At 35.2% G+C, this 24,474-nt stretch carries 21 protein-coding genes, 1 pseudogene, 2 riboswitches and 1 other annotated feature; of the genes and pseudogenes, 4 read left to right on the top strand and 18 right to left on the bottom strand.

The genetic code is table 11. The features are described 5' to 3' along the window. Positions 1-4: 4 nt before the first annotated feature. The 3 genes from LN736_RS07665 to proS all read right to left on the bottom strand — a co-directional run bounded on the left by LN736_RS07665 (position 5) and on the right by proS (position 5,664). Positions 5-2,146: a HelD family protein gene (locus LN736_RS07665; RefSeq protein WP_179978549.1), complete on the bottom strand. Its 2,142-nt coding sequence runs from the start codon at positions 2,144-2,146 to the stop codon at positions 5-7. 22 nt (positions 2,147-2,168) lie between these two features. After that, the gene (gene ftsH / locus LN736_RS07660; protein WP_179978414.1) at positions 2,169-4,052 is read right to left on the bottom strand and encodes an ATP-dependent zinc metalloprotease FtsH; all 1,884 of its coding nucleotides are present in this window, start codon (positions 4,050-4,052) and stop codon (positions 2,169-2,171) included. Positions 4,053-4,224: 172 nt separating this feature from the next. Beyond that, positions 4,225-5,664 carry a proline--tRNA ligase gene (gene proS / locus LN736_RS07655; RefSeq protein ID WP_229981315.1) on the bottom strand — a complete coding sequence of 480 codons (1,440 nt, stop codon included), beginning with the start codon at positions 5,662-5,664 and terminating at the stop codon, positions 4,225-4,227. Between the two features lie 71 nt (positions 5,665-5,735). Next, positions 5,736-5,961: a binding site (T-box leader), on the bottom strand. A 150-nt stretch (positions 5,962-6,111) separates the two neighbouring features. Between proS and LN736_RS07650 the strand changes: the two genes are divergently transcribed. Further along, a complete protein-coding gene (locus LN736_RS07650; protein ID WP_229981294.1) occupies positions 6,112-7,719 on the top strand; it encodes a GxGYxYP domain-containing protein in 1,608 nt (535 codons plus the stop codon). Positions 7,720-7,795: 76 nt separating this feature from the next. Here the strand turns inward: LN736_RS07650 and LN736_RS07645 are convergent, their stop codons facing one another. Then, on the bottom strand, positions 7,796-9,613 hold the full coding sequence (locus LN736_RS07645; protein ID WP_150358818.1) for a cell wall-binding repeat-containing protein: 1,818 nt from the start codon (positions 9,611-9,613) through the stop codon (positions 7,796-7,798). Positions 9,614-9,993: 380 nt separating this feature from the next. Here LN736_RS07645 and LN736_RS07640 point away from each other — a divergent pair, with 380 nt between their 5' ends. From LN736_RS07640 to LN736_RS07630, 3 genes are all read left to right on the top strand, one after another. Further along, positions 9,994-10,497 (top strand): hypothetical protein, encoded by a 504-nt coding sequence (locus tag LN736_RS07640; RefSeq protein ID WP_179978412.1) that lies wholly within the window; start codon positions 9,994-9,996, stop codon positions 10,495-10,497. Between the two features lie 170 nt (positions 10,498-10,667). Then, positions 10,668-11,315: a hypothetical protein gene (locus LN736_RS07635; RefSeq protein WP_150358432.1), complete on the top strand. Its 648-nt coding sequence runs from the start codon at positions 10,668-10,670 to the stop codon at positions 11,313-11,315. A gap of 391 nt (positions 11,316-11,706) precedes the next feature. Next, entirely contained in the window at positions 11,707-12,096 is a 390-nt protein-coding gene (locus tag LN736_RS07630; RefSeq protein WP_326839075.1) for a cell wall-binding repeat-containing protein, read from the top strand. A 215-nt stretch (positions 12,097-12,311) separates the two neighbouring features. Here LN736_RS07630 and LN736_RS07625 read toward each other — a convergent pair whose 3' ends face one another. The 14 genes and pseudogenes from LN736_RS07625 to LN736_RS07565 form a co-directional block, all read right to left on the bottom strand. Further along, positions 12,312-13,199: an IS3 family transposase gene (locus tag LN736_RS07625; RefSeq protein WP_326839074.1), complete on the bottom strand. Its 888-nt coding sequence runs from the start codon at positions 13,197-13,199 to the stop codon at positions 12,312-12,314. 17 nt (positions 13,200-13,216) lie between these two features. Further along, positions 13,217-13,486: a transposase gene (locus tag LN736_RS07620; RefSeq protein WP_229981292.1), complete on the bottom strand. Its 270-nt coding sequence runs from the start codon at positions 13,484-13,486 to the stop codon at positions 13,217-13,219. A gap of 100 nt (positions 13,487-13,586) precedes the next feature. After that, the gene (locus LN736_RS07615) at positions 13,587-14,711 is read right to left on the bottom strand and encodes an aldo/keto reductase (RefSeq protein WP_229981314.1); all 1,125 of its coding nucleotides are present in this window, start codon (positions 14,709-14,711) and stop codon (positions 13,587-13,589) included. A gap of 20 nt (positions 14,712-14,731) precedes the next feature. Continuing rightward, positions 14,732-15,229, bottom strand: coding sequence for a flavodoxin (locus tag LN736_RS07610; protein WP_229981291.1), 498 nt, complete (start codon positions 15,227-15,229; stop codon positions 14,732-14,734). A 198-nt stretch (positions 15,230-15,427) separates the two neighbouring features. After that, positions 15,428-15,814, bottom strand: coding sequence for a MerR family transcriptional regulator (locus tag LN736_RS07605; RefSeq protein WP_229981290.1), 387 nt, complete (start codon positions 15,812-15,814; stop codon positions 15,428-15,430). A gap of 318 nt (positions 15,815-16,132) precedes the next feature. Beyond that, positions 16,133-16,297: pseudogene (locus LN736_RS07600) on the bottom strand (CrcB family protein); the annotation flags it as partial. A 98-nt stretch (positions 16,298-16,395) separates the two neighbouring features. Next, positions 16,396-16,557, bottom strand: coding sequence for a universal stress protein (locus tag LN736_RS07595; RefSeq protein ID WP_229981289.1), 162 nt, complete (start codon positions 16,555-16,557; stop codon positions 16,396-16,398). Further along, the gene (locus LN736_RS18950) at positions 16,558-17,190 is read right to left on the bottom strand and encodes a cation:proton antiporter (protein WP_268253809.1); all 633 of its coding nucleotides are present in this window, start codon (positions 17,188-17,190) and stop codon (positions 16,558-16,560) included. Between the two features lie 56 nt (positions 17,191-17,246). Next, complete coding sequence (locus tag LN736_RS18945; RefSeq protein ID WP_268253802.1) at positions 17,247-17,714, bottom strand: cation:proton antiporter; 468 nt, start codon at positions 17,712-17,714, stop codon at positions 17,247-17,249. A gap of 31 nt (positions 17,715-17,745) precedes the next feature. Further along, a riboswitch (Fluoride riboswitch) is annotated at positions 17,746-17,807 on the bottom strand. 26 nt (positions 17,808-17,833) lie between these two features. Continuing rightward, positions 17,834-17,896: riboswitch (Fluoride riboswitch) on the bottom strand. A 96-nt stretch (positions 17,897-17,992) separates the two neighbouring features. Continuing rightward, positions 17,993-18,463, bottom strand: coding sequence for an HAD family hydrolase (locus LN736_RS07585; protein WP_229981288.1), 471 nt, complete (start codon positions 18,461-18,463; stop codon positions 17,993-17,995). A gap of 421 nt (positions 18,464-18,884) precedes the next feature. Next, positions 18,885-21,536, bottom strand: a complete 2,652-nt coding sequence (gene ppsA, locus LN736_RS07580) for a phosphoenolpyruvate synthase (RefSeq protein ID WP_229981287.1) — start codon at positions 21,534-21,536, stop codon at positions 18,885-18,887. Positions 21,537-21,604: 68 nt separating this feature from the next. Further along, the gene (locus LN736_RS07575) at positions 21,605-22,222 is read right to left on the bottom strand and encodes a TetR/AcrR family transcriptional regulator (RefSeq protein WP_229981286.1); all 618 of its coding nucleotides are present in this window, start codon (positions 22,220-22,222) and stop codon (positions 21,605-21,607) included. Between the two features lie 109 nt (positions 22,223-22,331). Continuing rightward, a complete protein-coding gene (locus LN736_RS07570; protein ID WP_229981285.1) occupies positions 22,332-23,702 on the bottom strand; it encodes an ABC transporter permease in 1,371 nt (456 codons plus the stop codon). After that, positions 23,699-24,460, bottom strand: a complete 762-nt coding sequence (locus LN736_RS07565) for an ABC transporter ATP-binding protein (RefSeq protein WP_106010791.1) — start codon at positions 24,458-24,460, stop codon at positions 23,699-23,701. Before LN736_RS07565 ends, LN736_RS07570 begins: the two co-directional genes overlap by 4 nt. Positions 24,461-24,474 lie beyond the last annotated feature (14 nt).

Genomic DNA, 24,474 nt, shown 5'->3' with positions numbered 1-24,474 from the left:
TGCATCACCCAGTTACAGAAAAAATCCTGTATACATGCAGCTCATGCAGTGCCCTGGTGACCATTATATATTTTAATGTGTTCTCATCTTCATCACGACAATAAAAAGTATCTATCATTATAACGGCGTCAAATTCCAGACCTTTGGCAAAATAACTTGGGAGTATAACTTCTCCACTGGAATAAATCATATCTTCCCCGCTGATTACTTTTATATATGCTCTTTTTTTAATTAGATTTCCCAATGTCACTGTATCTTTCAAATCCCTACATATCACGGCAATACTTTCATAAGATTTTTCTTTTAATTTCTCAATGTCCTTCAATATCTTATCTACAAGTTCCTTTAAGTTATATACCTGCTCTTCTATAACTTTTTCTCCCTCTCTTATCAAAGGTATAATTTCACCCTTTTTTAAATACTGGTTGGCATAATTGGTTATTTCGTTTGTAGATCTATAGCTTCTGCTCAAGGAAAAATTTTTTACTTTCAAATCCGAAAATATGTTATTCAAGTCCATCATAGCAGGAATTTCATCTGAAGGTATAATTCTTTGATTAACATCTCCAACTATAGTAAAAGAGCTGCAGTGGGTGAGTTCTTTTATAACCTTGAACTGCAATGGAGAATAATCCTGGGCTTCATCTACGACTATGTGTTTTACTCTGTCTTTATATCTTGAACCATCTAATTTTATTTTCAGATATAAAATAGCAGCCAGATCATCGTAAATTAATTTTCTATTATTGTTGAAGGTATTGTACATTGATATTACATCCGGCTTCTCCAGCCATTTAAGCTTATATTTTTTTATTCTTATTACTTCTTTTATGACTTCTTCTATTTCATTTCTCTCTCTATACTCTAAATTTGTCCCATGTAGATTCAATTCTTCCTCTGTCATATTTTCAATTTTATCTCTATACTTTTTCCGTATGGCTCTCACTATTATGTTTCTCTCATCCTTTATTCTGGAGTATATGACCTTTTTTAGCCTTATTGCTCTCTTAAACAGAGGCATATCCTTAAAATAATATCCCAGCATTTTTTCCGCTTCTTCTTTAGCAACTATTACCTTATCATAAAAAAATACATCTTCTGCCGCAAAACAATTTTCCTCTATACGGACAATTAATTTGTCTACATCACTGACATATCTCAAAGAATTCTTATAAATTATTTCTTGAATAAACTCTTTATCCCCGTTTAAAATATTCTCCATATATTCCCTTAAAGTCATCACATCCGGCAAGTTTAAAATGCTTTTAGCAAATTGACCAAATGTAAGCTGGGTAACCTCTTCTTCTCCTAAACTGGGCAGCACAAGAGAAATATAATCTATAAATATACTATTAGGTCCTAATATAAGCACTTTCCTCTGAAGTAATTTTCTATAATTGTACAACAAATATGCCACTCTGTGTAAAGCTATAGTAGTTTTGCCACTGCCAGCTATTCCATTTACCACAACAACCCCTTCCCTGGGCTGCCTTATTAGATCATCCTGTTCTTTCTGTATAGTCATCACTATATCTTTTAGCTTTTTCCCAGCATTCTTACTCAGCACCATCTGTAATATCTCATCTTTTACATCCATATTGGAGTCAAACATCCCGACAAGATTTGATTTCTTTATGATAAACTGTCTCTTGCTCAATATGTCTGCTTTTATTTCTCCCATAGGGGAACTATAACTGGTCTGTCCCAGGCTGCCCGAGTAGAATAAACTGCATACAGGTGATCTCCAATCCACTATAATTGGCTCATAATCTTCTCTGCTGCTCATTCCAAATCTACCTATATATATTTTTTCTCCACCAAATTTATCTTCAAAAATCACTTTTCCAAAATAAGGTGAATCCTTTAGTACAGTAAGTTCTTTTATACTCTTATTTACCAGTCTAAATTGTTCTTCTTTTGTATATACTTCATGATCAAAATATTCAACTATTTTATCTTCATCATCTTCATATTGGTCAAGATTTTTTTTCCTTAAATCTAAAATATAATTGATTACCTTTTTTCTAAAGCTTATACACTCCATCATCCTTGTATTTATCTGGTTTAATACTTCTTTTAATCTTTCTTTTTCAAGGTTTAATTGAATTTCTTTATCCAATTCATTTTCTAAATCATCTCTCCACATATACATATCTCCATTCCACAGCCTATACATCCTCCAAATGAGAGGTTAAAGCCTTGTTATCGGAAGATTCTTTTCCTTTTTTTTCATTGTAATCCCTTATAATGCTCATAAACTCATCTCCCATTAAAGTTTCCTTTTCTATAAGTTTTTTAGATATGCCTATGAGCAGATCCATATTATCTTTAAGAAGTTTCCTGGACTTTTTATGAGATTCCTTTATTATTTTTAAAGTTTCTTCATCAATAATAGAGGCTGTTTCTATACTGCAATTTTGAACTGGCCTTCCATTAAGATATTTATTTTGTATAGACTCCAGTCCCATCATATCAAATCTATCCGTCATTCCATAAATGGTTACCATTCTTCTAGCAGTTTGAGTGGCCCTTTCAATATCATTAGCTGCTCCTGTAGATATACTGTTAAATCTGACCTCTTCTGCCGATCTTCCTCCCAGCATAACACATATTTGATCCATCATCTCTTCTTTTGTATTTAAATATTTTTCCTCCTCAGGGAGCTGCATAGTATACCCTAATGCCCCCATAGTTCTAGGGACTATAGTTATTTTATGAACAGGATCAGTATGCTTTAAAAGAGCTGCCACCAATGCATGACCGACTTCGTGGAAGGCTACCTGCTGTTTTTCTTCAGGCGAGAGTATTCTATCCTTCTTTTCCTTACCTGCTATAATCACTTCCACTGCTTCTTCTAGATCCTCCTGATTTACTTGAGATCTATGATTTTTAACAGCTCTTAGTGCCGCTTCATTTATCATATTTGCCAAATCTGCACCCACAGCTCCCGGAGTAGCTTTTGCTATATTATTTAAATCAACGTCCGGTGAAACTTTCACACCCTTTATGTGCACTTTTAAAATATCTTCCCTTCCCTTTAAATCAGGCCTGTCAACTATAACTCTTCTGTCAAATCTGCCAGGTCTTAAAAGAGCTTTATCTAAAACTTCCGGTCTGTTGGTAGCTGCCAATATAACTACACCTTTGGAAGAATCAAATCCATCCATTTCCGCTAAAAGTTGATTCAGCGTCTGCTCTCTTTCATCATTTCCCGATATATTTCCCTCTCTGCTTTTTCCAATGGCATCTATTTCATCTATAAACACTATACAGGGAGCTTTTTCCTGAGCTTGTTGAAAGAGATCTCTCACCCTTGCAGCACCCATACCTACAAACATCTCTACAAAGGCTGATCCTGATATTGAAAAAAAAGGCACTTTAGCTTCACCAGCTACCGCTTTTGCAAGAAGAGTTTTGCCTGTCCCTGGAGGTCCCACAAGAAGGGCTCCCTTAGGAAGTCTGGCACCTATCTCCACATACCTTTGAGAATTGTGTAAGAAGTCTACAATTTCCACAAGTGATTCTTTTGCCTCTTCCTGACCTGCTACATCTTTAAAATTTACACCAGTTTCATTTTCCGCATATATCTTAGCTGTATTTTTCCCGAAAGACATCACTCCACTGCCCATCTTTTTATTCAATTTTCCCAAAAACAGTTGAAGTAAAAATGCAATTATTATAAATGGGAGAACCCAGTTTATGAAAAATCCCCTTATGGCAGTGTTCTCTTGAGGTATTCCTCCATATTGGATCTTGGCGTTATCAAGCTTTTTAATCAAATCTGGATCTGTTATTCTCTCAGTATAAAGGACTTTGCCTCTATCTGCTTCATCTTGAGATTTTGGAATTATAATCAATTTATCCTTACTTATCTGCACTTCAGAGATTTTATTTTGGTTTATATCATTTATAAAATCACTGTACTTTATATGTTGGGATTTCAGCCCATTCATATATTCATTTGCTACAAATATAATCATAGCTGCCAATAATGCATAATAGATAAGATATCTCCACTTTTTATTACTATTAAACTTTTTATTATTAAACATATTATGGCCTCCACTTTATTTCAGCTTATAATTCTATTTATATTATAACAATAAATATTCTTTTTCCTAATAATATTTACAAAATATTTTCAAAGTTATTTTTAACCATTGCAAAAATAAAAAATGATATGAAAACTTTCGTTTTCATATCATTTCTAATTTTAGCTGGTATTTAATATGCCCTTCCCCAATATACTAACTTGTCGGCCTTTTTGCCGCAGCAAACGCAGGTATCCGAAATGTGTTCCTGATCAAAGGGGATACATCTTGAAGTTGCCCCTGTAACCTCCCTGATTTTTTCCTCACATTTGGCATCTCCACACCACATAGCTCTCACAAAACCCGACTTATTTTCCTCAATATTCTTAAATTGTTCCATATTTAGAGCATCACGGGTATTATTATCTCTAAAGGATTTTGCTTTTTCATACATGGAATTGTGAATTTTATCCAAAAGCTCCGTTACCTGGCTTTCCAGATCATCTATTGATACTGTGAACTTTTCTCCCGTATCCCTTCTTGCCAGTACCACCTGATTTTTTTCAATATCCTTAGGTCCTATTTCAAGTCTGATTGGAACACCTTTCATCTCGTATTCGCTGAATTTCCAGCCCGGTGTTTTATCGGCATCATCATCAATCTTGACCCTTGCAATTTTAGACAGCCTATCCTTCAATTCATTTGCCTTTTTAAGCACACCTTCCTTGTGCTGCGCTACAGGTATAACAATCACCTGTATAGGTGCTATCCTTGGCGGCATGACCATACCGTTGTCATCACCATGTATCATTATTATTGCCCCGATCAGCCTTGTAGTTACAGCCCAGGTAGTATAATGTACATACCGCTGTTTACCTTCCTTATCGGAATACTGGATTCCAAATGCCCTGGCAAAATTTTCACCAAGATAATGTGATGTACCTGCCTGCAGGGCCTTTCCATCGTGCATCAAGCTTTCAATGGTATAGGTATCCACAGCACCTGCAAATTTTTCGCTCTCGGTTTTTTTGCCCTGAATTACCGGCATAGCCAGAATATCCTTACATAAATCGGAATATAGATTCAATATATATCTTGTTTCTTTCTCCGCCTCTTCTTTAGTAGCGTGTATTGTATGCCCTTCCTGCCATAAAAATTCTGCTGTTCTCAAGAACGGCCTGGTGGTTTTCTCCCACCTTATTACTGAACACCATTGGTTATACAGCTTAGGCAGATCCTTATAAGAGTGGATTATCTTAGCAAAATGATCGCAGAACAGTGTTTCTGAAGTCGGCCTGACACATAATCTCTCCGCAAGCTCCTCATTTCCACCTTCAGTTACCCAGGCCACCTCCGGAGCAAATCCCTCAACATGTTCTTTTTCCTTTTCCAATAAATGCTCTGGAATAAATATAGGCATATATACATTTTCATGCCCTGTTTCCTTTATTTTTGTATCTACGTATTTCTGAATGCCCTCCCATATTGCATAACCATAAGGTCGTATTATCATACATCCTCTTACACTGGAATAATCTGCCAGTTCTGCTTTTCTCACAATATCCGTATACCATTGAGCAAAATCTTCACTTCTGGACGTTATCTGTTCCACCAATTTCTTTTCCAATTTAATTACCTCCAAAATAGAATTATAGTTTAAAATTCATATGATTAAATTTAAATATAAAAAAACCTCCCATCCCATAAAGGGACCGAGGTTACATTCGGCGGTACCACCCTGCTTTAATATATTCAAATATCAAACATACTCACTTACTTACAATCTTAACGGCAATTACCGCTGTATCCTACTACTGTTTCAGTACAGAGCTCTAAGGCAGGTTCAGTATGGCTCTTTTGAAAACTTCCACCTTGCATTTTCTTCTCTTAAAAAGGTATCATACCTACTAATCCTCTTCTTAGCATTTTAGCATCCATTTAATTTTAAACTTATTTTATATGATAGAATATAAAAAATTTATTGTCAATAGTTTTTATATTTATTTTTTGATTTCATGCCCAGAGAAAGTACAATAAATTATATAAAAAACCACATACTAAGATCAGGAGGTGAATTCATATGAAATTAAAAAATTTGATCCTAGGAATTATTTTTATTTTTTTAAGCACCTTAATCTGTACAGATGCAAATGCTTTTTCAGGCCATCAATATTACGTAAAAAATTCCAGAACACCTAAATATCTCTACGTAATACAGCAGAACGATTTAAGTTCCGCTGAAAATACCATGATAGCCACACTGCAGGGGGTAATATCAAATAAATCCGATTCCCAGATATATACTTTAAATAAAAATCAGCCGGATTATAGAATATGGCTGGAGGATCTAAAAGAAAATTACGGTGTCAATTACAGCATGGTGGAGGATCCCTGGTACCTGCTGGATAAATTTAAAAGCTTTGTAAAAGGCTATGTACTCTACGACAACTCCTCCAAGAAAGATCCTTCCATAAACAACGCCTGTTCCCTGGCAGCTTTAAAAGATTCCATAGCTGTAGACAAATCCCTTGAAACCAAAGTCAAAAATATGGGTATAAAAATGCAGCAGGACTGCAGAAACACCGATAAATACTGGGCCTACGATAACCTATGGAATAGGGGGCTGAATCATTCAACGGTAATTGAGCTGTCCCCCGGAAGAGATTCCGCCCTCAGAGATTACGGTATAATGAGCAGATCCCTGGTATTTTATGAAGATGACCCGAAGGATTTCTCCCTGAGAAACAAGGTATTTGAATCCATGGAAAGTGACTCCACATGTCTTGGATGGGGTCCTGACGAAAAGGGTAACATAAGTACAGCTTCCAGAAATGGTGTAAGCGTGGTTCCTGCAGACTGGTCCTATAATCTGACGGTGTTGAGCGCTTTTCCCTCTTCTCCTCTAATTCAAAAAAATGGATCAGATTCCACAAAAAATTCAGCTTCAAAAAACACCCACTATGTGACCTTCATTATGTCAGACGGAGACAATCAGCAGTGGAATCTTGGAAGCAATTTCGGCTCTTCCAAATGGTACGGTTCACCTGAAAGGGGCAGCTTCAACATGGGCTTCAGCATAAGTCCGTCCCTGTATGAACTGGCGCCAACTGTTCTAAAAATGTATTATAAAAATGCATCTTCAAATACCTCTAAGGATTATTTCACCGTGTCCCCTTCCGGAAACGGATACATGTATCCCAGCGAATTCAAGTCAGATTCCCTGAAGCCTTTTTTGAAAAGGTTAAACAGCTACATGAAAAACTCGGATCAAAAATACGTGTCCGTTCTAGATAACTGGTCCCTCTATAACAGGAATCTCTGGGATAAATACACCGCCTGCTCAAATATCCAGGGCATATTCTATTTGAATTACAACAGGCAGGACGATTACAAGGGCAAAATAGTGTGGAGCAGAGGCAAGCCCGTAGTATCCTGCAGAAATCTGCTGTGGTCCAAAATAGAAGAAAACGAGGATCTGGCAAGAGATATAAACAGGTACGTAAAAAACGGCTTCACGGATATAAGCAGACCCGAGGCATACACCTTTGTATACGTGCATGCCTGGAGCAAAAGTATGGAAGATGTAAATGAAGTCATAAGGCAGCTGAATAAAAATCCTTCTGTAAAAGTGGTGGCACCGGACACTTTCATGGAGCTTATAATGGAAAATGTAAAACACAATGAATAAAAACTTTTGTAGTATAAATATACCAGCTATAAAAAGCATCCGGTATATTTATTGGCTGTATATTAGATAACATACATTACTTGGAGAGGGAGGTTTTCACACTGTCTGGAAGTACCCCGGTTCCTCCCAACAATAAACCACTAGTTATTGTATCATTGTCTGCAAGGAAATTCTTTATTCCAGATAGATTATCGGATGGAGTAAGCAGAGTGATTGAAGGAGTTCTCATTGCCAGAACACTTCCCGATATTGCATCCGGGTAATCCTCACCATTTACGATTATGGCGTTTGTCACACCATCTTTAAATTCATTTGCAATTGCCTGTGAGGTTTCATATCGGATTGCCCCACCGAGCCTTTTTACACTATCTTTATTTCCTAACTGGGTAGCAATTGCCGATTCTTGCTCTGTGCTGATTACCCCGCTTCCACCGAGTAAATAAACCTTTGATGGCTTATTCTTTGAAAGGTAATTGCTAAGGTAAGCAGACTCATTATTGGCTGTAGTAAGGAATATCCTGTATCCCCTTGCAGCTGCCACAGAAGATGCCGAAAGTGCATCTGGAAAATTCTCCCCACTGGCTATAAATATAGGGGCAGTTGACGAAGCTGTTACAGCATTTACTATCTTGCTTGCAGTTTCAAACCTGTCTGCACCACCATATCTCGTTATATGAGAAGCGTCTACACCGTTCGCAATAAACCATTCTTTGAAACTATCTGGTACTACACCTGTACCTCCGAGAAGTACGATATTTCCGTTGTTTGCAAGTGCGCTCTTTACATACTTCAACACATTTCCACTATCTTGATATGCACCAACCAATACTATGGGGGCATTTAACTGTCTAGCGAGTGGTGCTCCTGCAAGTGCATCTGCATAGTTATAACCGTATGCCACAATTATTGTCTTTGGCTTAGTCTCATTTATAAAGCTACTAGCTATATTAGTTGCAGTTTCCTTTCTATCTTGTCCAGCTATTCGGGTTACGTCTATTCTTTTAAAATTAGGATTTGTTGGATTGGTAGGAGTAGTTGGTGTGTCCCCTGAACCACTTTTTAAATGCCCGAATTCATCATACTTACTTGGGTCATATGTGGAATTGCTAAAATTAGTTGGCTCATCACCCGTTATAGTTCCGTAATGCACAAAGCCACTATCTTCGTTTGTAGTACCTATATGGACTGTATTTACTGCTGAGTGTATTCTATCTGAATAAGCTTCATAATATCCATTAGAATCTGGCTTAACAACCTTACCGTCTACATCTACATACTTGCCATCATTATTTATATGAATATTTCTATCTATAAATGGCTTTGGATTCATAAGGTCTACATTGTTAGTAGTGTACTTTACTAAATATGGATACAAATTATAATCTGATGTTGCTGACGAACCGATTGAATATTGGTTAAATTTATGGTCTGAATCTAAGAAAGATACCATTGAATAAACCCTAATTATTGCACCCTGTTCGCCTACATACATTTTTCTTACTTCAATAAACCGGTTACATAAAGTTGTTCCAAAACTAAATTGGTAGTGATATATCTTACCATCTACATTTAATTTTTCCATATCTATTCCAGCAACCTGACCATTACTTTCCTTAGTTAAAAAACTATCAGGCATTTCTACTTTATATGGTGAAGCCATAAGCTCGTCATAGGTTGAGGACTCAGACAATTTGTCTTCTGCTACAATGCTATCTCCAACTAGTCCTGTGTCTGTCTGCAAAGGCTCTTTTTGCACCTTATTTCCATTTTGTATAGTGCCGTCATATGCATAAACCTTGTTATTTAGATTTCCTGTAGCATACTGTGGTACCACAAGTGGTGTAGCTAATATTCCTAAAGTTAACAGTAAGCTAACTACTTTCTTTCTATTCATCTTATCCTTTGCTCCTTTTTAAAGTTTTTATTTTCATCGTTTTCTATATCGTAATACTTTATTAACAGTTTGTCCATTTATTTTAGATTATGGAAAGTACATTTTTTATGTAAAGCAGATATAAGATGAAGATTTTTATAAACTCACCTGGGTGCTATTATTATTAATACTCCCAACTTCCTAAAGTTGGGGATAAGTATTACTATATGAAATGTAGACTTTATATAATCATCCTCCGTATAAGTATGGGAGATAGTAACAACTCCAATTCTTATTATAGAGAAACAGATAAAATTTACTTTAAATTAAGTTTATTACTTTACAAATTCAACTTAAAGTATTATAATTAAATCATACAAACAAATTAGGAGGTTGATTTTATGTTTAAATATGAAATGGAACTTAGCTTGGCATTTCCAAGTAAAAATGGAATAAACTTTTTAGAAAATTCCAGAGATAAAGCTATAAAAGAGAGTATTGAAATTTTTAATCAGCGTTTCAAAGGGAAAAAACAGATAAATATTACAGATGGAGATATAAAATCAGATAAAATAACAATAACTCTAGTATCAAATAATGAATTAAAATCACCTGGAAGAGAATTAAGTGCCTTCTCAAAAGAATTATATCATAATAGAGGATTTAAAGAGTTAACCAGCAAACCATCAAGACTATTTGAAATCAGAGTATTAAATGCACCTAAAGATTATAATTGTAATAATACTGAATCATTGGATAATAATATAGATTATTTAATTAAAAACATAACTAATCAAATTTTAATAAATGATGATGAAGAAATATTAAATAAATTAAAAAATAAGTTAGAGATGTTAATTGGGTTTTTAGATGTAAAATTAAATCAAATATCTAAATCTAAATAAGTTTATAAATTTATATTGACTTATAAACTAAGCTATGGTATTATTAATAATGTACTTTCCAAGAAATATGTATTACAAATATTTTACAAAATGGAGGAATTAAGTATTTTTCAAGTAGGTAATATAACTAAAGTTAATTTAAATTTATGTCAATTAAGGGGAGATAATTTGTGGGAAGTTCTCAAATTGTAGATGCTATCGAGGATAAGTTTAAAAAGAACCACTTATATTTCAGTCCAATAAAAGGTTTTGATGTAATGGCAGCTATGGAGGATGCATCAGTTGGTGCAAATGCGACAAAGATCAGTTCACAATTTTTAGCTTATGGAATTTATGGGGATTTTGGTGTCCAAAAGGTTAACACAACATTTGTGTTAAAAAGACTGGATAAAGGTGGAGATCATAAATTCCAATATAAATATCTATATCGTCCAAGGAATAAAGAGATTATAAATTTGGAATCATCAATGCGTAAAAAAATGCAAATTAATGATTCTAAAGACGGATTTTATTGGTGCAGGTGTGAACACTTTGGTGTAGAGAATGTGCAAACTAAAGCTGGATTAAGGAACTGTACATCGCGAAAATATTATGATCTGTTTTTAGATTATGTTGTAAACTTTTATGGAAATACTTTAAGCTTAGAGGAATGGAATTCAATTAAAAAATATATAGGAACAGTTGAATTTGATCCTCAATCTTTACAAGAAGATAATGATATAAGGAAAGTATTTAACCAATATTTTACAGGCAATTTGTTAAATAGTATTATACCAAATGACTATGTAAAAAAACATATAAAGAACTATATAATCTAATACCAATATATCATAAAAGGATTCGGGAATGAGTATGGATTTGTGTAAAACCAAATCTATACTCATTATTTTTGTATAACAAAATGTTAGATTTGGGACAATATTCTTAAATAAATTAAAGAATTCAATTAAATATATGGCTTCCAAGGATAAAAAAGAATTTATGAAAGACTTGAAATATGTACACAAAGCACCGACTGATTTAAATATTCTTCACGATACCTCAGCTAACCATACATATTGCTCCGATTACATCTCCCAATACTTTTTATTGTCTTATAGTTTATGTTTAATATTTCCTGAATCCGCAGCTTATTTAATCTTATGGACTTATATTGTTTAATTTCAGCAAACATATTTTACCTATTCAATTTACCATCTGCTCTGATAAATTAACGCTTCTATTTCATCAGAGCATGGATTATTATGGGATCATTATGAAACTTCCCTAAATATAGCAAAACAGTTCGGCATGGATTCTGATACGGTGACTTTTGCAAGTGGCAGTGGTTTTGCGGATGCTCTTTCTGATTATGCACTGTCAGCACAGAAAAATGCACCCCTGATACTGGTAAACAATGTAGACGTGGCAAAGCAGAAAGAGTATACCGACTCCAGTAAATATACTAAAGAATTGGTTTATGGCGGAGCAGGAGTTATACCTGACAGTGCGGTTAGCTTATTGAGTAAGTCACAGTACACGAAATTGCAGTTTACCACCAGAAGTTACCAGCTTGACGTCAGTGCCAGCGGCTTTGACTACAATCCTGGATACAAATAATTATGGATCTATGTCAATAAAGTAGACACATTTTTTGAATTTTTGAACTGAATATATTTTAATTTTCAAATAGCCCTTAACTATTTTAATTCAATCCAAATATATATCAAGGATATACAGAGCAAGCCCATGGCTTGTCCTTGACATATATTTAGAGCCAATATATTTATCTTTAAAGCTGATTGAAAATTTAATTGCTGTAATTGATTCTTTTATCAGGCAGCTGATTTCTTTCTTTCAATATCTTCACATTCCTGTGGAGTAATATATCCAATCCTGCTGTGTATTCTTTTTCTGTTGTACCAGCCTTCAATATATTCAAATATTGATATTTTTGCATCTTCGAGATCAATATATTTGTTCATCCTTGGTTCCTCTTTCTTAAGTGAAGCATGAAATGATTCCATCGGTGCATTGTCATAAGGGTATCCTTTTTTACTGTAAGAATGTTTTATACCCCTGCTTTTAAGGTATTCTTCAACTACACTGCTTGTATATTGTGAGCCTAAATCGCTGTGAAGTATTAGTGACTTAAAATCAGGTTTTTGAATTTCTATGGCATTCTTTATAGCCTTTAATGCTGTATCAGCATTCATGTCCCTTGAAATATACCATCCAACTATTTTTGCACTGTAACAGTCAAAAACAGATGCCAGGTAGCACCACCTGTCTTTTAAAGTATATATGTATGTTATGTCTGTAAGCCATTTTTTATTGATTGTATCTGCTTCAAAATCTTCCTTAATAAGATTTTGTTTACCAGCTGCATTGACCTTATTACTACAATATGGTCTCCACTTTTTTACTATAACTGATTTTATATTCAATTTTTTCATCCGTCTCTGGACCCGTTTCAAACTTGGTTTAAATCCCTTTTTTATAAGCTGTCTTAATATTTTAACCGCACCATACCTGCATTTTGAATCTTTATATTCTTTATATATCATTTTATCTAAAATTTTATCTTCACGTTCCCACTTGGATGGTTTCCTGTTTAAATGTCTGTAATAGGCGGCTCTGCTTATGCCCAATACCCTGCACATGGTTTTTATTCCAAAACATTTTTTGATCTTTTTACAGTAACAATGCTTGTTTTCATCAATGAACTTATAGATATCTTTTATTTTTCCCTTGCGAATATGGATAATGCTTTTTTTAATATTTCATTTTCTTCCTGAAGTATGGCGTTTTTTTTGAGAACTTCTTTGATATTTTCTTCTTTGCCTTCTGTACCATCTTTTTTGTTTTTATCTTTAAGCACCCACTGCCTCATTGTCGTTTTAGGTATTCCATATTCGCTGTTAAGTTCACTATATGTCTTTCCTCTGTTAAATAATTCAACAATAGTATTTTTATATCCATCCGTATATCTTTTAGATGTTTTTCCCACTTGTAGACACTTCCCCTTCTTAATTTTATTATAGATCTTTAGTAAATCTATTTCTTTGTGTCTACACTTTTATACTAACATCATACCTCTCTAATTTTTATTAATGATTTTCAAATGTACGAGCTACATCTTTTAAATACTTCGTAATCTCAATATGCTGTGGACAAATTTTTTCGCATTTTTTACATTCAATACAATCAGATGCTTTACCATATGTTTTAATATAATTATCATAATATACATTGTGTACTGAAAATTGCTGCTTCAATGCCTGTTTCTCCGCATTGTAAAGTGCAAAGTATTTCGGTATTGCAATATTTTGGGGACATCCATCTACACAGTATTGACAGGCAGTACAAGGTATTGCAATGGCTTTATTAATGATCTCAACAGCTTCGCTTACAATTTTGTATTCTTCTGGAATAAAAGGTTTAAATTCCTGCATATATTCTGTATTGTCAAGCAACTGTTCCAAAGAAGACATTCCACTTAACACCATCATCACATTCTCATGGCTTGCTGCAAATCGTATTGCCCAGGATGGCACAGACATATCCAGATGGTATTCTTTAAATAATTTTTCTGCTTCCCCAGGTACTTTCGCCAGTGTACCACCTTTTACCGGCTCCATAACAACAACAGGTTTATTGTGCTTCTCTGCCACTTCATAACATTTTCCAGACTGAATGCTTTCATTCTCCCAATCCAGATAATTTATCTGCAACTGAACAAAATCCATCTCTGGATGTGCTGTTAGAATTTCATCCAATAAGTCAGCTGTATCATGAAAAGAGAAACCTATATTTCTTACTTTTCCCTCTTCCTTCTTTTTCTGGACAAAAGAAAATGCATCTAATCTATTGGCAATCTTATAATTATTTACACCAAGACTGTGAAGCAAATAATAATCAAAATAATCTACACCAACTTTTTCTAACTGCTCGTTGAAAATTTTCTCTAAGTCTTCTGTCCTTTTTAAAAACATAGTTGGCATTTTTGTAGCCACTGTAAAAGAATTTCTTGGATGACGTTTTACTAATGCCTCTCTCAAAGCAATCTCACTCTTAAAATTATGATACATGTAAGCCGTATCAAAATAAGTAAAACCTCTTTTCAAAAAAGTATCCACCATTTTATTTAATTGCTCGAAATCAATACTTGTCTGATCTCCTTTATTCATAATTGGTAAACGCATAAATCCAAATCCTAGTTTTTTAGCCATAATAACACCTCTTCATCTATTATTTATACTTGCTGTATAATGCCTTCTCTTTTAAGCCAGCCCGATATGGCAGTCTTTGAATTTTTTACATCTGAACCATATATATCCAGTCCTCTTTTAACATCAGCTCCACGAGCAGCTTTTACAATATCCGTTTCACTTCGTCCCATTCGACTGCCCCCATGCGTACAGTAAGGTAAAATGATCTTATCTTTGAAATTATACCTCTCTAAAAATGTAAATACAGCCATAGGTATAGTTCCACACCAATTTGGATATCCTAAAATAATAACATTATAAGAATCCATATCAACAATACTTGTTTTTAACGCTGGACGAGCATCTGCTTTTTGCTCCTGTCTCGCAATATCTACTACTCTATTATAATTTTGTGGATATTCTTCAACAGTTTCAATCTTAAATACATCTCCACCAATTACTTTTTTAATTTCCTGTGCAACTATACCTGTATTTCCAGAATAGGAAAAATAGGCAATCAATATTTTATTACTTTTTTGCATTTGACACCCCACCTTTTTTTTAATTTAATAAAACCTATTTATTACTTTATAATTGATATTATACTGCTTGTAGTTAACTCCCAGTCAAACATTTATGGAAAATTTTATCTTTATAACACAAAATCATTAATTTATTTCATATAAAGATTCAATTTTGCTAATCCTCTTAGGGAAATACAACCTGCACTATTTATAAAACTACTTCTTGAATTCTCTCAATTCTTTTTCTTTTTTAGCTAATCCCTGTTCATACCTTGCAATCTTATAATCTAGTCGCTCCAGTGTCTTCTGCATATCTTCTATTCTCATCACAAGCTGCTTACGCTGTTCAATTAAAAGTTTTTTTCTTGCTTCAATAGTTTCGTCACCCTGCTGAAACATGTCAACATATTTAATCAATGCTTCAATGGGAAGGCCTGCATTTCGCATACATTTGATAAATCCTACCCAATTACAGTCTTCTTCCGTATAATCTCTGATTCCGCTTTTATTTCGATTCACACGAGGAATCAGTCCAATACGCTCATAGTATCGAAGTGTATCCTGCGAAAGATCAAATTTTTTACTTACTTCTGTAATCGTCATTCAATTTCACCTCCTGATATCCGATTATATAGATAATCAATAAAGTTTACTCAAACATACAAAATCAAGTCAAGTATTTAATCCTAACCTGCTTAAATGTTTAATTTTTGATCAGCAAAATATGATCTATAATTTATGCAATCACCATGTTTTAATTCCTTTAGATCTAGTCTAATACTTGGAGTTAACTCCAAGTCAAGTGTTTTTTTATGAGCTTTTAGCATTATTTTAAGTTGCTCCAAAAAATCTCAATTTATCTTCTGCCATTAATATATAAATAAAGTATTGATATTAGCTTTATTTACAAAAAATCATAACCTATGAAGAAATCATTTTTATACCAATTGAAAATCCTATTATTCCAATGATGACGGAGCTTAAGATATATATATATATATATGCATTTAATTTTTCATTATCTTTGAATAAGTTAAATCCCTCATACATAAATGTAGAAAAAATTGTATATGCTCCTAAAAATCCACCAATGCCAATAAAAATAGATTTCCTCATTTGTTAATTTCCTTTCATTTTTAATATAATCTTTTGCAAACCACTTGAGCTTTTTTAGGCAAAGTTTATCACAGCCTTACAACCAATACCTGACAATGAGCACTTCTTGTGACAGATACAGCTACACTTCCCAGTAAAAATTTTGATATTTTGTTTCTACCCCTGTGCCCTATGATTATTAAATCTGAATTCACGCTATCGGCATAAGCTATTACTATATTTTTATACATTTATTCAACCTCCTCACTGCCGGTTTCTTGATTTTTTATATCTGATATATCTTTATTACTTAAAGGATTAAAAAATTTTTGGGCTATCAAGGTTGGTACAACAGCACTTAAAATTACCGTTGTCACTATAATGGAATACTGTATTTTATTTATAAAACCGTGATTAAGACCAAACAGGGCGGATATCGATCCAAAAGTTAACCCCGTTGCCATAAGCAAAGTAGTATATATTCCCTCTTTTCTCTTATATCCATACAACACAGTAAGTGGTCTTACACCTACGTATTTAGTAATGATTTTTACTGCCAGAAAGGCAAGTACTATCCATGCATAATTTACAACATGATAAGAGACATTGCTTCCGGCTTTCAAAAAATAAAAAGGTATAAACAAGCTAAAAATTATTGCCGTGAGCTTATCATTCAGATATTTTTGCTTCTTAAAAAATGGAGAAAGTGCCAAACCTATTATATATGCGGGCAGTACCGCTTCTACATTAGCCATTGTAGCAACACCACCACATAAAAATAAAATCAGGAATATATATTTTATCTCCAGTTGATACGTTTTGCCGCCAAATTTATCATTGAATTTAGTGGTAACTTTATTTAAGAAAGGTATAATTACAATCATCAATATTATAAAAAGAATAAGCCATTTATTAAAGTTGGCAAATATAAGTCCCAGTGCTAAAACAGTACTAAATCTGTAACAAAACAAGCAGCTAGAATTTTTTGCCCTAGTTCTTTTTTATCTAGGCCTGTCTCAAGCATTACTGAATAAACTACAGCAACAGAAGTAGTTGAAAGTGCTATTCCACAGATTTCCGAAGAATTCAGGGTCCATCCCAAAATATAATAAGCCCCTAAAAAACATAACACAAATGGTGCCATAAAAGATAATATACCCATGAATAAACTTTGCTTTAAATTTGATTTCAATATATCATGATCTATTTCTGCTCCAGCTTGAAACGTAAGAATTATACTCCCTGCGCCTGCGAGAAAATCGATCCACTGATTCGTAGTTAAATTCATAAGATTACCTGCCGCAATACCCACCAATATCTCAACTAGAGATATTGAAATACCAGAGTAATATGCTATGATACCTGCGATTATAGAGAGTACAATCCACTTTGAAAATAGAAGCCACATTTTTCTAATCCTCCTATAAATTTATTATTTATAAATTGCAGGAGTCATTAGCATAAATATGCATTTAAGACGAACCCCATCGTCTTCACTTAAAAATAAGCATAAAAAAACTTCTACTGACAACAGCAGAAGTCATTAATCACAAAGGATATTTAAAGGCAAACTTCATTACCTAAATCTTAAATTACTTTATTATATTATCATAAATTAAAGTATATGTAAAGCAAAAATAGTAGAAGCTCTTAAAATCTGTTATATTAATCACTATATTGTTAGTCTTATTCTCTGAGAGTAGCCGTAATTCTTTTTGGGTTTAGCAGCAGCATTAACGCATCCTCGCTGCTTTTTACAATAATGTCAGCCTTTAATAGCGCTTTGGCAGAACAGCCTTCCTCACCAACTATAAGGATAGACAGGACACAAATTTCAAACATCCCAATATCATTTTTTCCATTGCCTATGCATATTGTATCCTCAGCACCAAGCAGCTGTACAAATTCTTTTTTTTTCACACTGCCGTTACTGCCTTTTAAAACTTGAACTTTGGCACCGACATTTTTGCATTCATTCTGCACCGAACCATATGTATCTGAAGATAAAATATAAATATCCAAAAATTTCTCGATTTCAACTAACATTTCTTTCACAGGCGATTTTAATTTACCATCAGTGGCAAGAGTCCCATTAAAATCAAAAACAGCATTTTTAACAGAGAGCTCATTTTGTCCCGGTATTGTTATTCTCAGCATATTTCATACTCCTCCCCCTTAATAAAACCATTTCACAAAATCATTACAATTTCAACTAAAATTATAAGAATAAATATTTATTTAATCAACTGTTTAATCGTAAAAAATATAATTGCAAGAGGAATCTTTAATTCAGGAGAAAATCCAACAATTGAAATAGATGTTCTATTAGATGATGAAAGCTTATTTTTACTGAAACTTTATTTTATTACAATTATGAGTCCACCATCTTGCGCTATACTGTTTCTCATCACTTAATAAAGGTCATCATAATCTTAAACCGTTCTTTTGCTGCCAAGGCATGTGGAACATTGGACAGTTTGACAATCGTCAGGCTAACCAACTGTCCGTTTTGATACTCCACTAAACTTTCCAGATTTACGCCCTCCACATTGGGAATATTTATTATAAACTGGTTTCCCTATAGGATTTCAACATATCCTTCCGTTCCATTCACTCGAATTCTTTGTCCGTCTTTAATCAGACTGGTGGCATTTTCCACACCTACAACTGCAGGCAGGCCGTATTCTCTGGCAATTACAGAACCGTGAGTCATCATCCCGCCCACTTCCGTAACCAAGCCATTAATGGATACAAAAACCGGTGTCCAGCTTGGGTCAGTAAATGCGGTGATCAAAATATCGCCTTCCTCCAGGGCGGCATCCTCCATTCTTAAAACCACCCGAGCCCGGCCTTCAATTGTCCCTGAGGAAGCAGGTATACCTGCCAGAGAACCTTTAGGAATGCTTCCGGTATCATACTCGCCGGATAAAGCCTCTCCTTCCGAGGTCATTATACGGGAAGGTGTCAATTTTTCATAGGTCTTGCATTCCTCTTTTCGAGACCTTATGATGCTGTAATCCAGCTGATCTGTATGAACTACCTGCCTAAGTTCCTCAAAGGTCAGATAGTAGATATCCTCTTTCTGCCAGATAACCTCCTTCTGCACAAGCCTCACAGCCTCCTTCATCAGGGCCTGTTTTATAACCCAGTAATGGCAGATCATCAGATACTTGGGGTATTCACGATAGCCGATAAAATTGCGCAGGAGGCTGATCTTCTTCCTGGTCTTTTTGGCCTTTTGTTTTCCACCGGGCAACTGTTCCAGACGTTTTAAGAGATCCTGTTCCCTCCGTTTTGCTTCCAGCATCCCCTGCTCAAAAAGGACTTTATGGGCACCCGGATCAAAGTTTTTAATATTGTTTAGAATCATAGGAATAAGGGCAGTGGGTTTTTCGCTGAAACGGGGTCTTGTGACATCGATCTCACCCGGACAGCGCATACCGTATTTTTCAAGATACGCCCCTATGGATTTGCTGACAACACTGCCTCCTTCCAACTTGGATAGATCCTCAAAAAAAGTTTCATCACTGGCGTGCTCCAAATACTCCAGCACTTCCGGATACTGCCGGGCCACGTCTGCCACGTCCAGCAGTTCCAGCCCCATTTCAGATGTAACGTTGTTGGCTGCCGATTTGGAAAGTGAGTCTGCCGCGTTTTTTTCACCCAGCCACTTCTCCATGTTCTTATTAATCCAATTCAGCGCCAGCACCCCTGCATAGACTGCTGCCATGCTTTTTGAGTCATACATGGCTTTTTTCAATTGCTTTTGCTCTTCTTCAATTGAGGAAAACAGTTTGTCTCCGGACAAACTTTCAATTCTTTTCTTCAGTTCTCTGATGGATGCCTCATTTTGCAGCATTAAGGTTTTAACTACAGATGCATCATTGCTTCGGGATATCTTGATAATATAACGGAGCAGCTCCCAGGAAAAATACCCTGAACCCATATTGAAGTATCTCTTGCCGCCCCGTGCCAATGATCTCATAAAATCCTTTCGCTTCATCAAATTTTTTATAGCATCGAGTATGAGAGGATCGATTTTTTTCATGGCAGTGAGCACTATTTTTCGTCTCAGAGGAGAATTTATATCATAGGAAATATCGATAAAAAGTCTCCCGCCGGCTTCAATAAAGTTGTTTTCATTCTGATTGTCCTCAGGCTTTTCTTTAAACTCCAACTGAAAAAATGATAACCCCAGTGGTTTCATAACATCGGTCATCATCTGCTGATGACCCATAGACATATACACATGATTTTTCCCGTCCTTAACCTCCGGTACAGGATAAAGGGTAGTGATGGGACGGCTCTGCAGTATAAAAATTTCATGCCCATACAGGCACCATTCGATATCCTGGGGACCGTCAAAATATGTCTCTATCCGTCTTCCTGTTTTTTCAAGTTCCAGAATCTGCTCATCCGTCAGCGTCTGCTTATTCTGACGTTCAGCATCGATCTTCTTCTCCTCCGTACCGCCTTCTTTTAGTCCATGGATCGCCAGCTTCTTTGTGGAGATCTTCTTATTAATGATTCCACCATCACGCACCTTGTAGTTGTCTGCGTTTACCAGGCCGGAGACCAAAGCTTCACCAAGCCCGAAGCTCGCGTCGATAGATATAACCTTCCTGTTCATCGTAATAGGATCTGCAGTAAACATGATTCCTGCAGCCTCCGGAAAAACCATCTTCTGAATAACAACGGACAGGTAGACCTTGCGGTGATCAAAACCGTTCTGGATGCGGTAGATTACGGCTCTCTCGGTAAACAGCGATGCCCAGCACTTGCTGATGTGTCTGAGTATGGCTTCCTTTCCGATAATGTTCAAATACGTATCCTGCTGGCCCGCAAAGGAGGCCGTAGGCAGATCCTCTGCCGTAGCACTGGATCGCACGGCATAAGCATTTTTTTCACCAAGTCGTACAAGATGTCGGGTAATCTCATTATCTATGGCGTCAGGAATAGCGATTGCTTCTATGACCTTGCGGATTTTGGCACTGATTTTACCAATACCTTCCACGTTGTCCGCTTTCAGGATGGACAGCTGATCCAGCAGTGAATTAATCTCCACATTATTCCCAATAATTTCTCTATAGGCTTCAGTGGTAACACAAAATCCCTCCGGCACTCGTATCCCGTCAATCTTGGACAGTTCTCCCAGATTGGCACCTTTGCCTCCTACCAGTGCAGGCCTGGTTTTATCGATTTTCTGAAAGCCAAGTACATATGAATTCATACATATTCTCCCTTCTATTTTACGCATATCATATATCAATAAACCGTTTCAGGTAGATCAAATACACGTTATAGGTATTTCTCCTTGTAAAAATTCCTTTTAAACAGATTTATATACTCACCGAATTCTTTACATAAAACATCAATATCAATCCCTGACTTAGGCATTTTACTTAAATATCCATCTGTAAGCAAGGTAAGTATTTTCATGACCAGCTTTGGATCAACATCATCCTTGAATTTTGAGGTGTCAATGCCTTCAAAAACAATTTTTCTCCTAAAGCTTTTACTTTCACTATTTTCCAAAATAGCCTTTATGTCCTCTTTAACTTCGTCAGCATTTTCAAAATACACACTGTTTAAAAAAGAAAGGATGGCAGGGTGTTTTTTCATAACCGAAATTTCAATGCCGGTTACAAGCTTAATTCTGTCAAAAAAATCAGTAACGCCATTATCAAACTTTCTGTGGATTTCATTTATTATAGTATGAGTGCATAGATCAATCAGATATAAATATAAAGCTTTTTTTGTGCCAAAGTAATGAAATATCAACGCTTTTGAAATCCCCGCCGCAGCGGCAATATCGCTAATGGAAGTTTTTTTGTAACCGTTAGTGCCAAAGCATTTAAGAGCAGCATTGACAATTATATCCTGCTTGTCTATGGGTAAACTTAAAAATTTCTCCAAAAAACTCACCTTCTCAATTTTATTTACCGATCCGGTTAATAATAAAATAACACAATTAACCGATTTGGTCAATTGTGTTTGAAAATTTTTTAATTGCCTGAATGATCATTTAAGTCCAGACTCCAACGCCTTTAAAAAATCTTTTTCTAAGGGACAGGTAAAGAATTACGTTCAAAACCGCAATCACTCCTATTATTATCCATATGAATTCCATCATATATCCTACATAAGGGCTAAATACTAGTTCTCCATGCATATATGCCATTCCTAAAACACTGCCTATGACAAAAGGAGTAAAAAAGAGAATTGCTAAATGAGTTGTCAGATACCTCCTGCACTCTTTGTCATTTAACCCTATTCTTTTCAGTATAACAATCTGTTCTTTTTCTTCATCAATATCAGTGACAATTTTGTAATACAACACAACACCTGATGACAGTAAGAATAAAAATCCTATGAAGCTAAATGCAAAGAATGTAAAACCACCAATACCAAAGGCCATGTTAAAACGTTCCTGTTTATAAATTGGACGCAGATTTGTTATGTCATCTTTTTTGCCGAATACTAAACTAGAGCTTTTCCATAAGCTTTCATTACTTCCATTTATATTGCGCAGTCCATCAAGTATGGCATCAAATACTTTCTGGCCGTTACCTGATTTAAGATTAAACAAATAGGCGTTTTCTTCCTTAGCTTTCAGTTCTGCATATATTTTATCATCAATTACATCTGCCAAAACACCTGCATATTCAATATTTCCATAAGAATCAATGAAAGGGGCATACATACTTCTTGTGTTTTCTCTGTCATATGCCAGATGCTTTACATTTCCCAACTTTCCTACAAAAGTATTCATATCTGCAGGATTTTTCTCAAATGTTTCTGCACGGGTTACGCCTTTCCGCCAGGGTTCAATTGTGATGATGGTATCAAAATCAACAGGTTCTTTTGCATTTGCACTGGAATTATACACAAGCAACAACTCATCGGGCTTAACATTAATTGAAAGCCCCATATGCCTGTTAAACTCACTTTCACTAACAACCAGGCTATCCCTTTGCCTTTCCATATAGTAATTAATGAACCCATCCCTGGTATTTCTATAATTTTGGCAATATGTAAATTTCAAAGGTGAAAAAGTATCTAAAATGCCACCTGCATCTTTTACAATCTTCTTAATTTTATCTTCGCTGATTCTGTTTATTTCGCCATTTGTTTCAATCATGAAATCATACGGAACAAATTCCCTAATAGTTTTATCATTGTAAGTATAGATGGATATTCCCATACCCATAAAATAAATAGCAATAAAAATCAACAGCGAAACAATATACAGTGTTACTTTATAAGAAAAAAACCGGTGACTGAGGCTTCCGTACAAAAATAAAACTGCAACCACAAAGCTGTTCACAAAAAAATAGGAAAGAAAACGCCCAAAATTATATTTCAGGTTTTGGGCCACAATATACCAAAATGTCATTCTTTATCGCCTCCCACTATACTCAAGGTTTCCAATATCTTATCAAAGAAAGCCTTTCTGTCGCCGGAGCTCTGAATTTGAATGTTGATTTTGCCGTCTTTGATAAAGATAATCTTTTGACAGTAAGATGCGGCAAAGGCATCATGAGTAACCATCAATATGGTACAGTTTTTTTCGGTATTCATCTGAGTCATCATTTCCATAATATTGGCGGATGACTTTGAGTCAAGATTTCCTGTGGGTTCATCTGCAAAACATACCGCCGGATCGCTTACAAGCGCCCGTGCCGCTGCCACACGCTGTTTTTGACCTCCTGAAGCATGGTATTGATATTTCTCCGCAAGGTCGCTGATACCGAAGAAATTCATCAGTTCATTCACACGATTTTCAATTTCTTGCGGCGGCATCTTATCCAATATCAGCGGCAAAGCAATATTTTCTTTCAAGGTCAGGCTTTCAAGAAGATTGAAGTCCTGAAAGATATATCCAATCCTTTTACGGCGAAAAATCGCCAGCTCGTCTTTTTTAAGCCTATCAATGGCTTTTCCGTCTATGATTACTTTGCCTGATGTTGCAGTATCAATACCGGACAATATATTTAAAAGCGTAGTTTTTCCGCTGCCGCTGGGCCCCATAATGCCAATAAACTCTCCCCTAGAAACGGTGAGATCCACACCTTGTAAAGCATGGACCTCTTTCGCCCCCTTAAAGGATCCATATACTTTGGTTAAGCTTTCTACATTGATAATGTCGTTCATAATTTCATCTCCTT

This window comes from Clostridium aromativorans, from assembly GCF_020908015.1.
Taxonomy (GTDB): domain Bacteria; phylum Bacillota; class Clostridia; order Clostridiales; family Clostridiaceae; genus Clostridium_B; species Clostridium_B aromativorans.
This window is presented reverse-complemented; position numbering and strand designations above follow the sequence as displayed.

Excerpts from the sequence above, each read along its gene's own strand:
- LN736_RS07665 (WP_179978549.1), bottom strand. The coding sequence starts at position 2,146 with ATGTGGAGAGATGATTTAGAAAATGAATTGGATAAAGAAATTCAATTA.
- ftsH (WP_179978414.1), bottom strand. The coding sequence starts at position 4,052 with ATGTTTAATAATAAAAAGTTTAATAGTAATAAAAAGTGGAGATATCTT.
- LN736_RS07650 (WP_229981294.1), top strand. The coding sequence starts at position 6,112 with ATGAAATTAAAAAATTTGATCCTAGGAATTATTTTTATTTTTTTAAGC.
- LN736_RS07645 (WP_150358818.1), bottom strand. The coding sequence starts at position 9,613 with ATGAATAGAAAGAAAGTAGTTAGCTTACTGTTAACTTTAGGAATATTA.
- LN736_RS07640 (WP_179978412.1), top strand. The coding sequence starts at position 9,994 with ATGTTTAAATATGAAATGGAACTTAGCTTGGCATTTCCAAGTAAAAAT.
- LN736_RS07610 (WP_229981291.1), bottom strand. The coding sequence starts at position 15,229 with ATGCAAAAAAGTAATAAAATATTGATTGCCTATTTTTCCTATTCTGGA.
- LN736_RS07605 (WP_229981290.1), bottom strand. The coding sequence starts at position 15,814 with ATGACGATTACAGAAGTAAGTAAAAAATTTGATCTTTCGCAGGATACA.
- LN736_RS07595 (WP_229981289.1), bottom strand. The coding sequence starts at position 16,557 with ATGTATAAAAATATAGTAATAGCTTATGCCGATAGCGTGAATTCAGAT.
- LN736_RS18950 (WP_268253809.1), bottom strand. The coding sequence starts at position 17,190 with ATGATTGTAATTATACCTTTCTTAAATAAAGTTACCACTAAATTCAAT.
- LN736_RS18945 (WP_268253802.1), bottom strand. The coding sequence starts at position 17,714 with ATGTGGCTTCTATTTTCAAAGTGGATTGTACTCTCTATAATCGCAGGT.
- LN736_RS07585 (WP_229981288.1), bottom strand. The coding sequence starts at position 18,463 with ATGCTGAGAATAACAATACCGGGACAAAATGAGCTCTCTGTTAAAAAT.
- ppsA (WP_229981287.1), bottom strand. The coding sequence starts at position 21,536 with ATGAATTCATATGTACTTGGCTTTCAGAAAATCGATAAAACCAGGCCT.
- LN736_RS07570 (WP_229981285.1), bottom strand. The coding sequence starts at position 23,702 with ATGACATTTTGGTATATTGTGGCCCAAAACCTGAAATATAATTTTGGG.
- LN736_RS07565 (WP_106010791.1), bottom strand. The coding sequence starts at position 24,460 with ATGAACGACATTATCAATGTAGAAAGCTTAACCAAAGTATATGGATCC.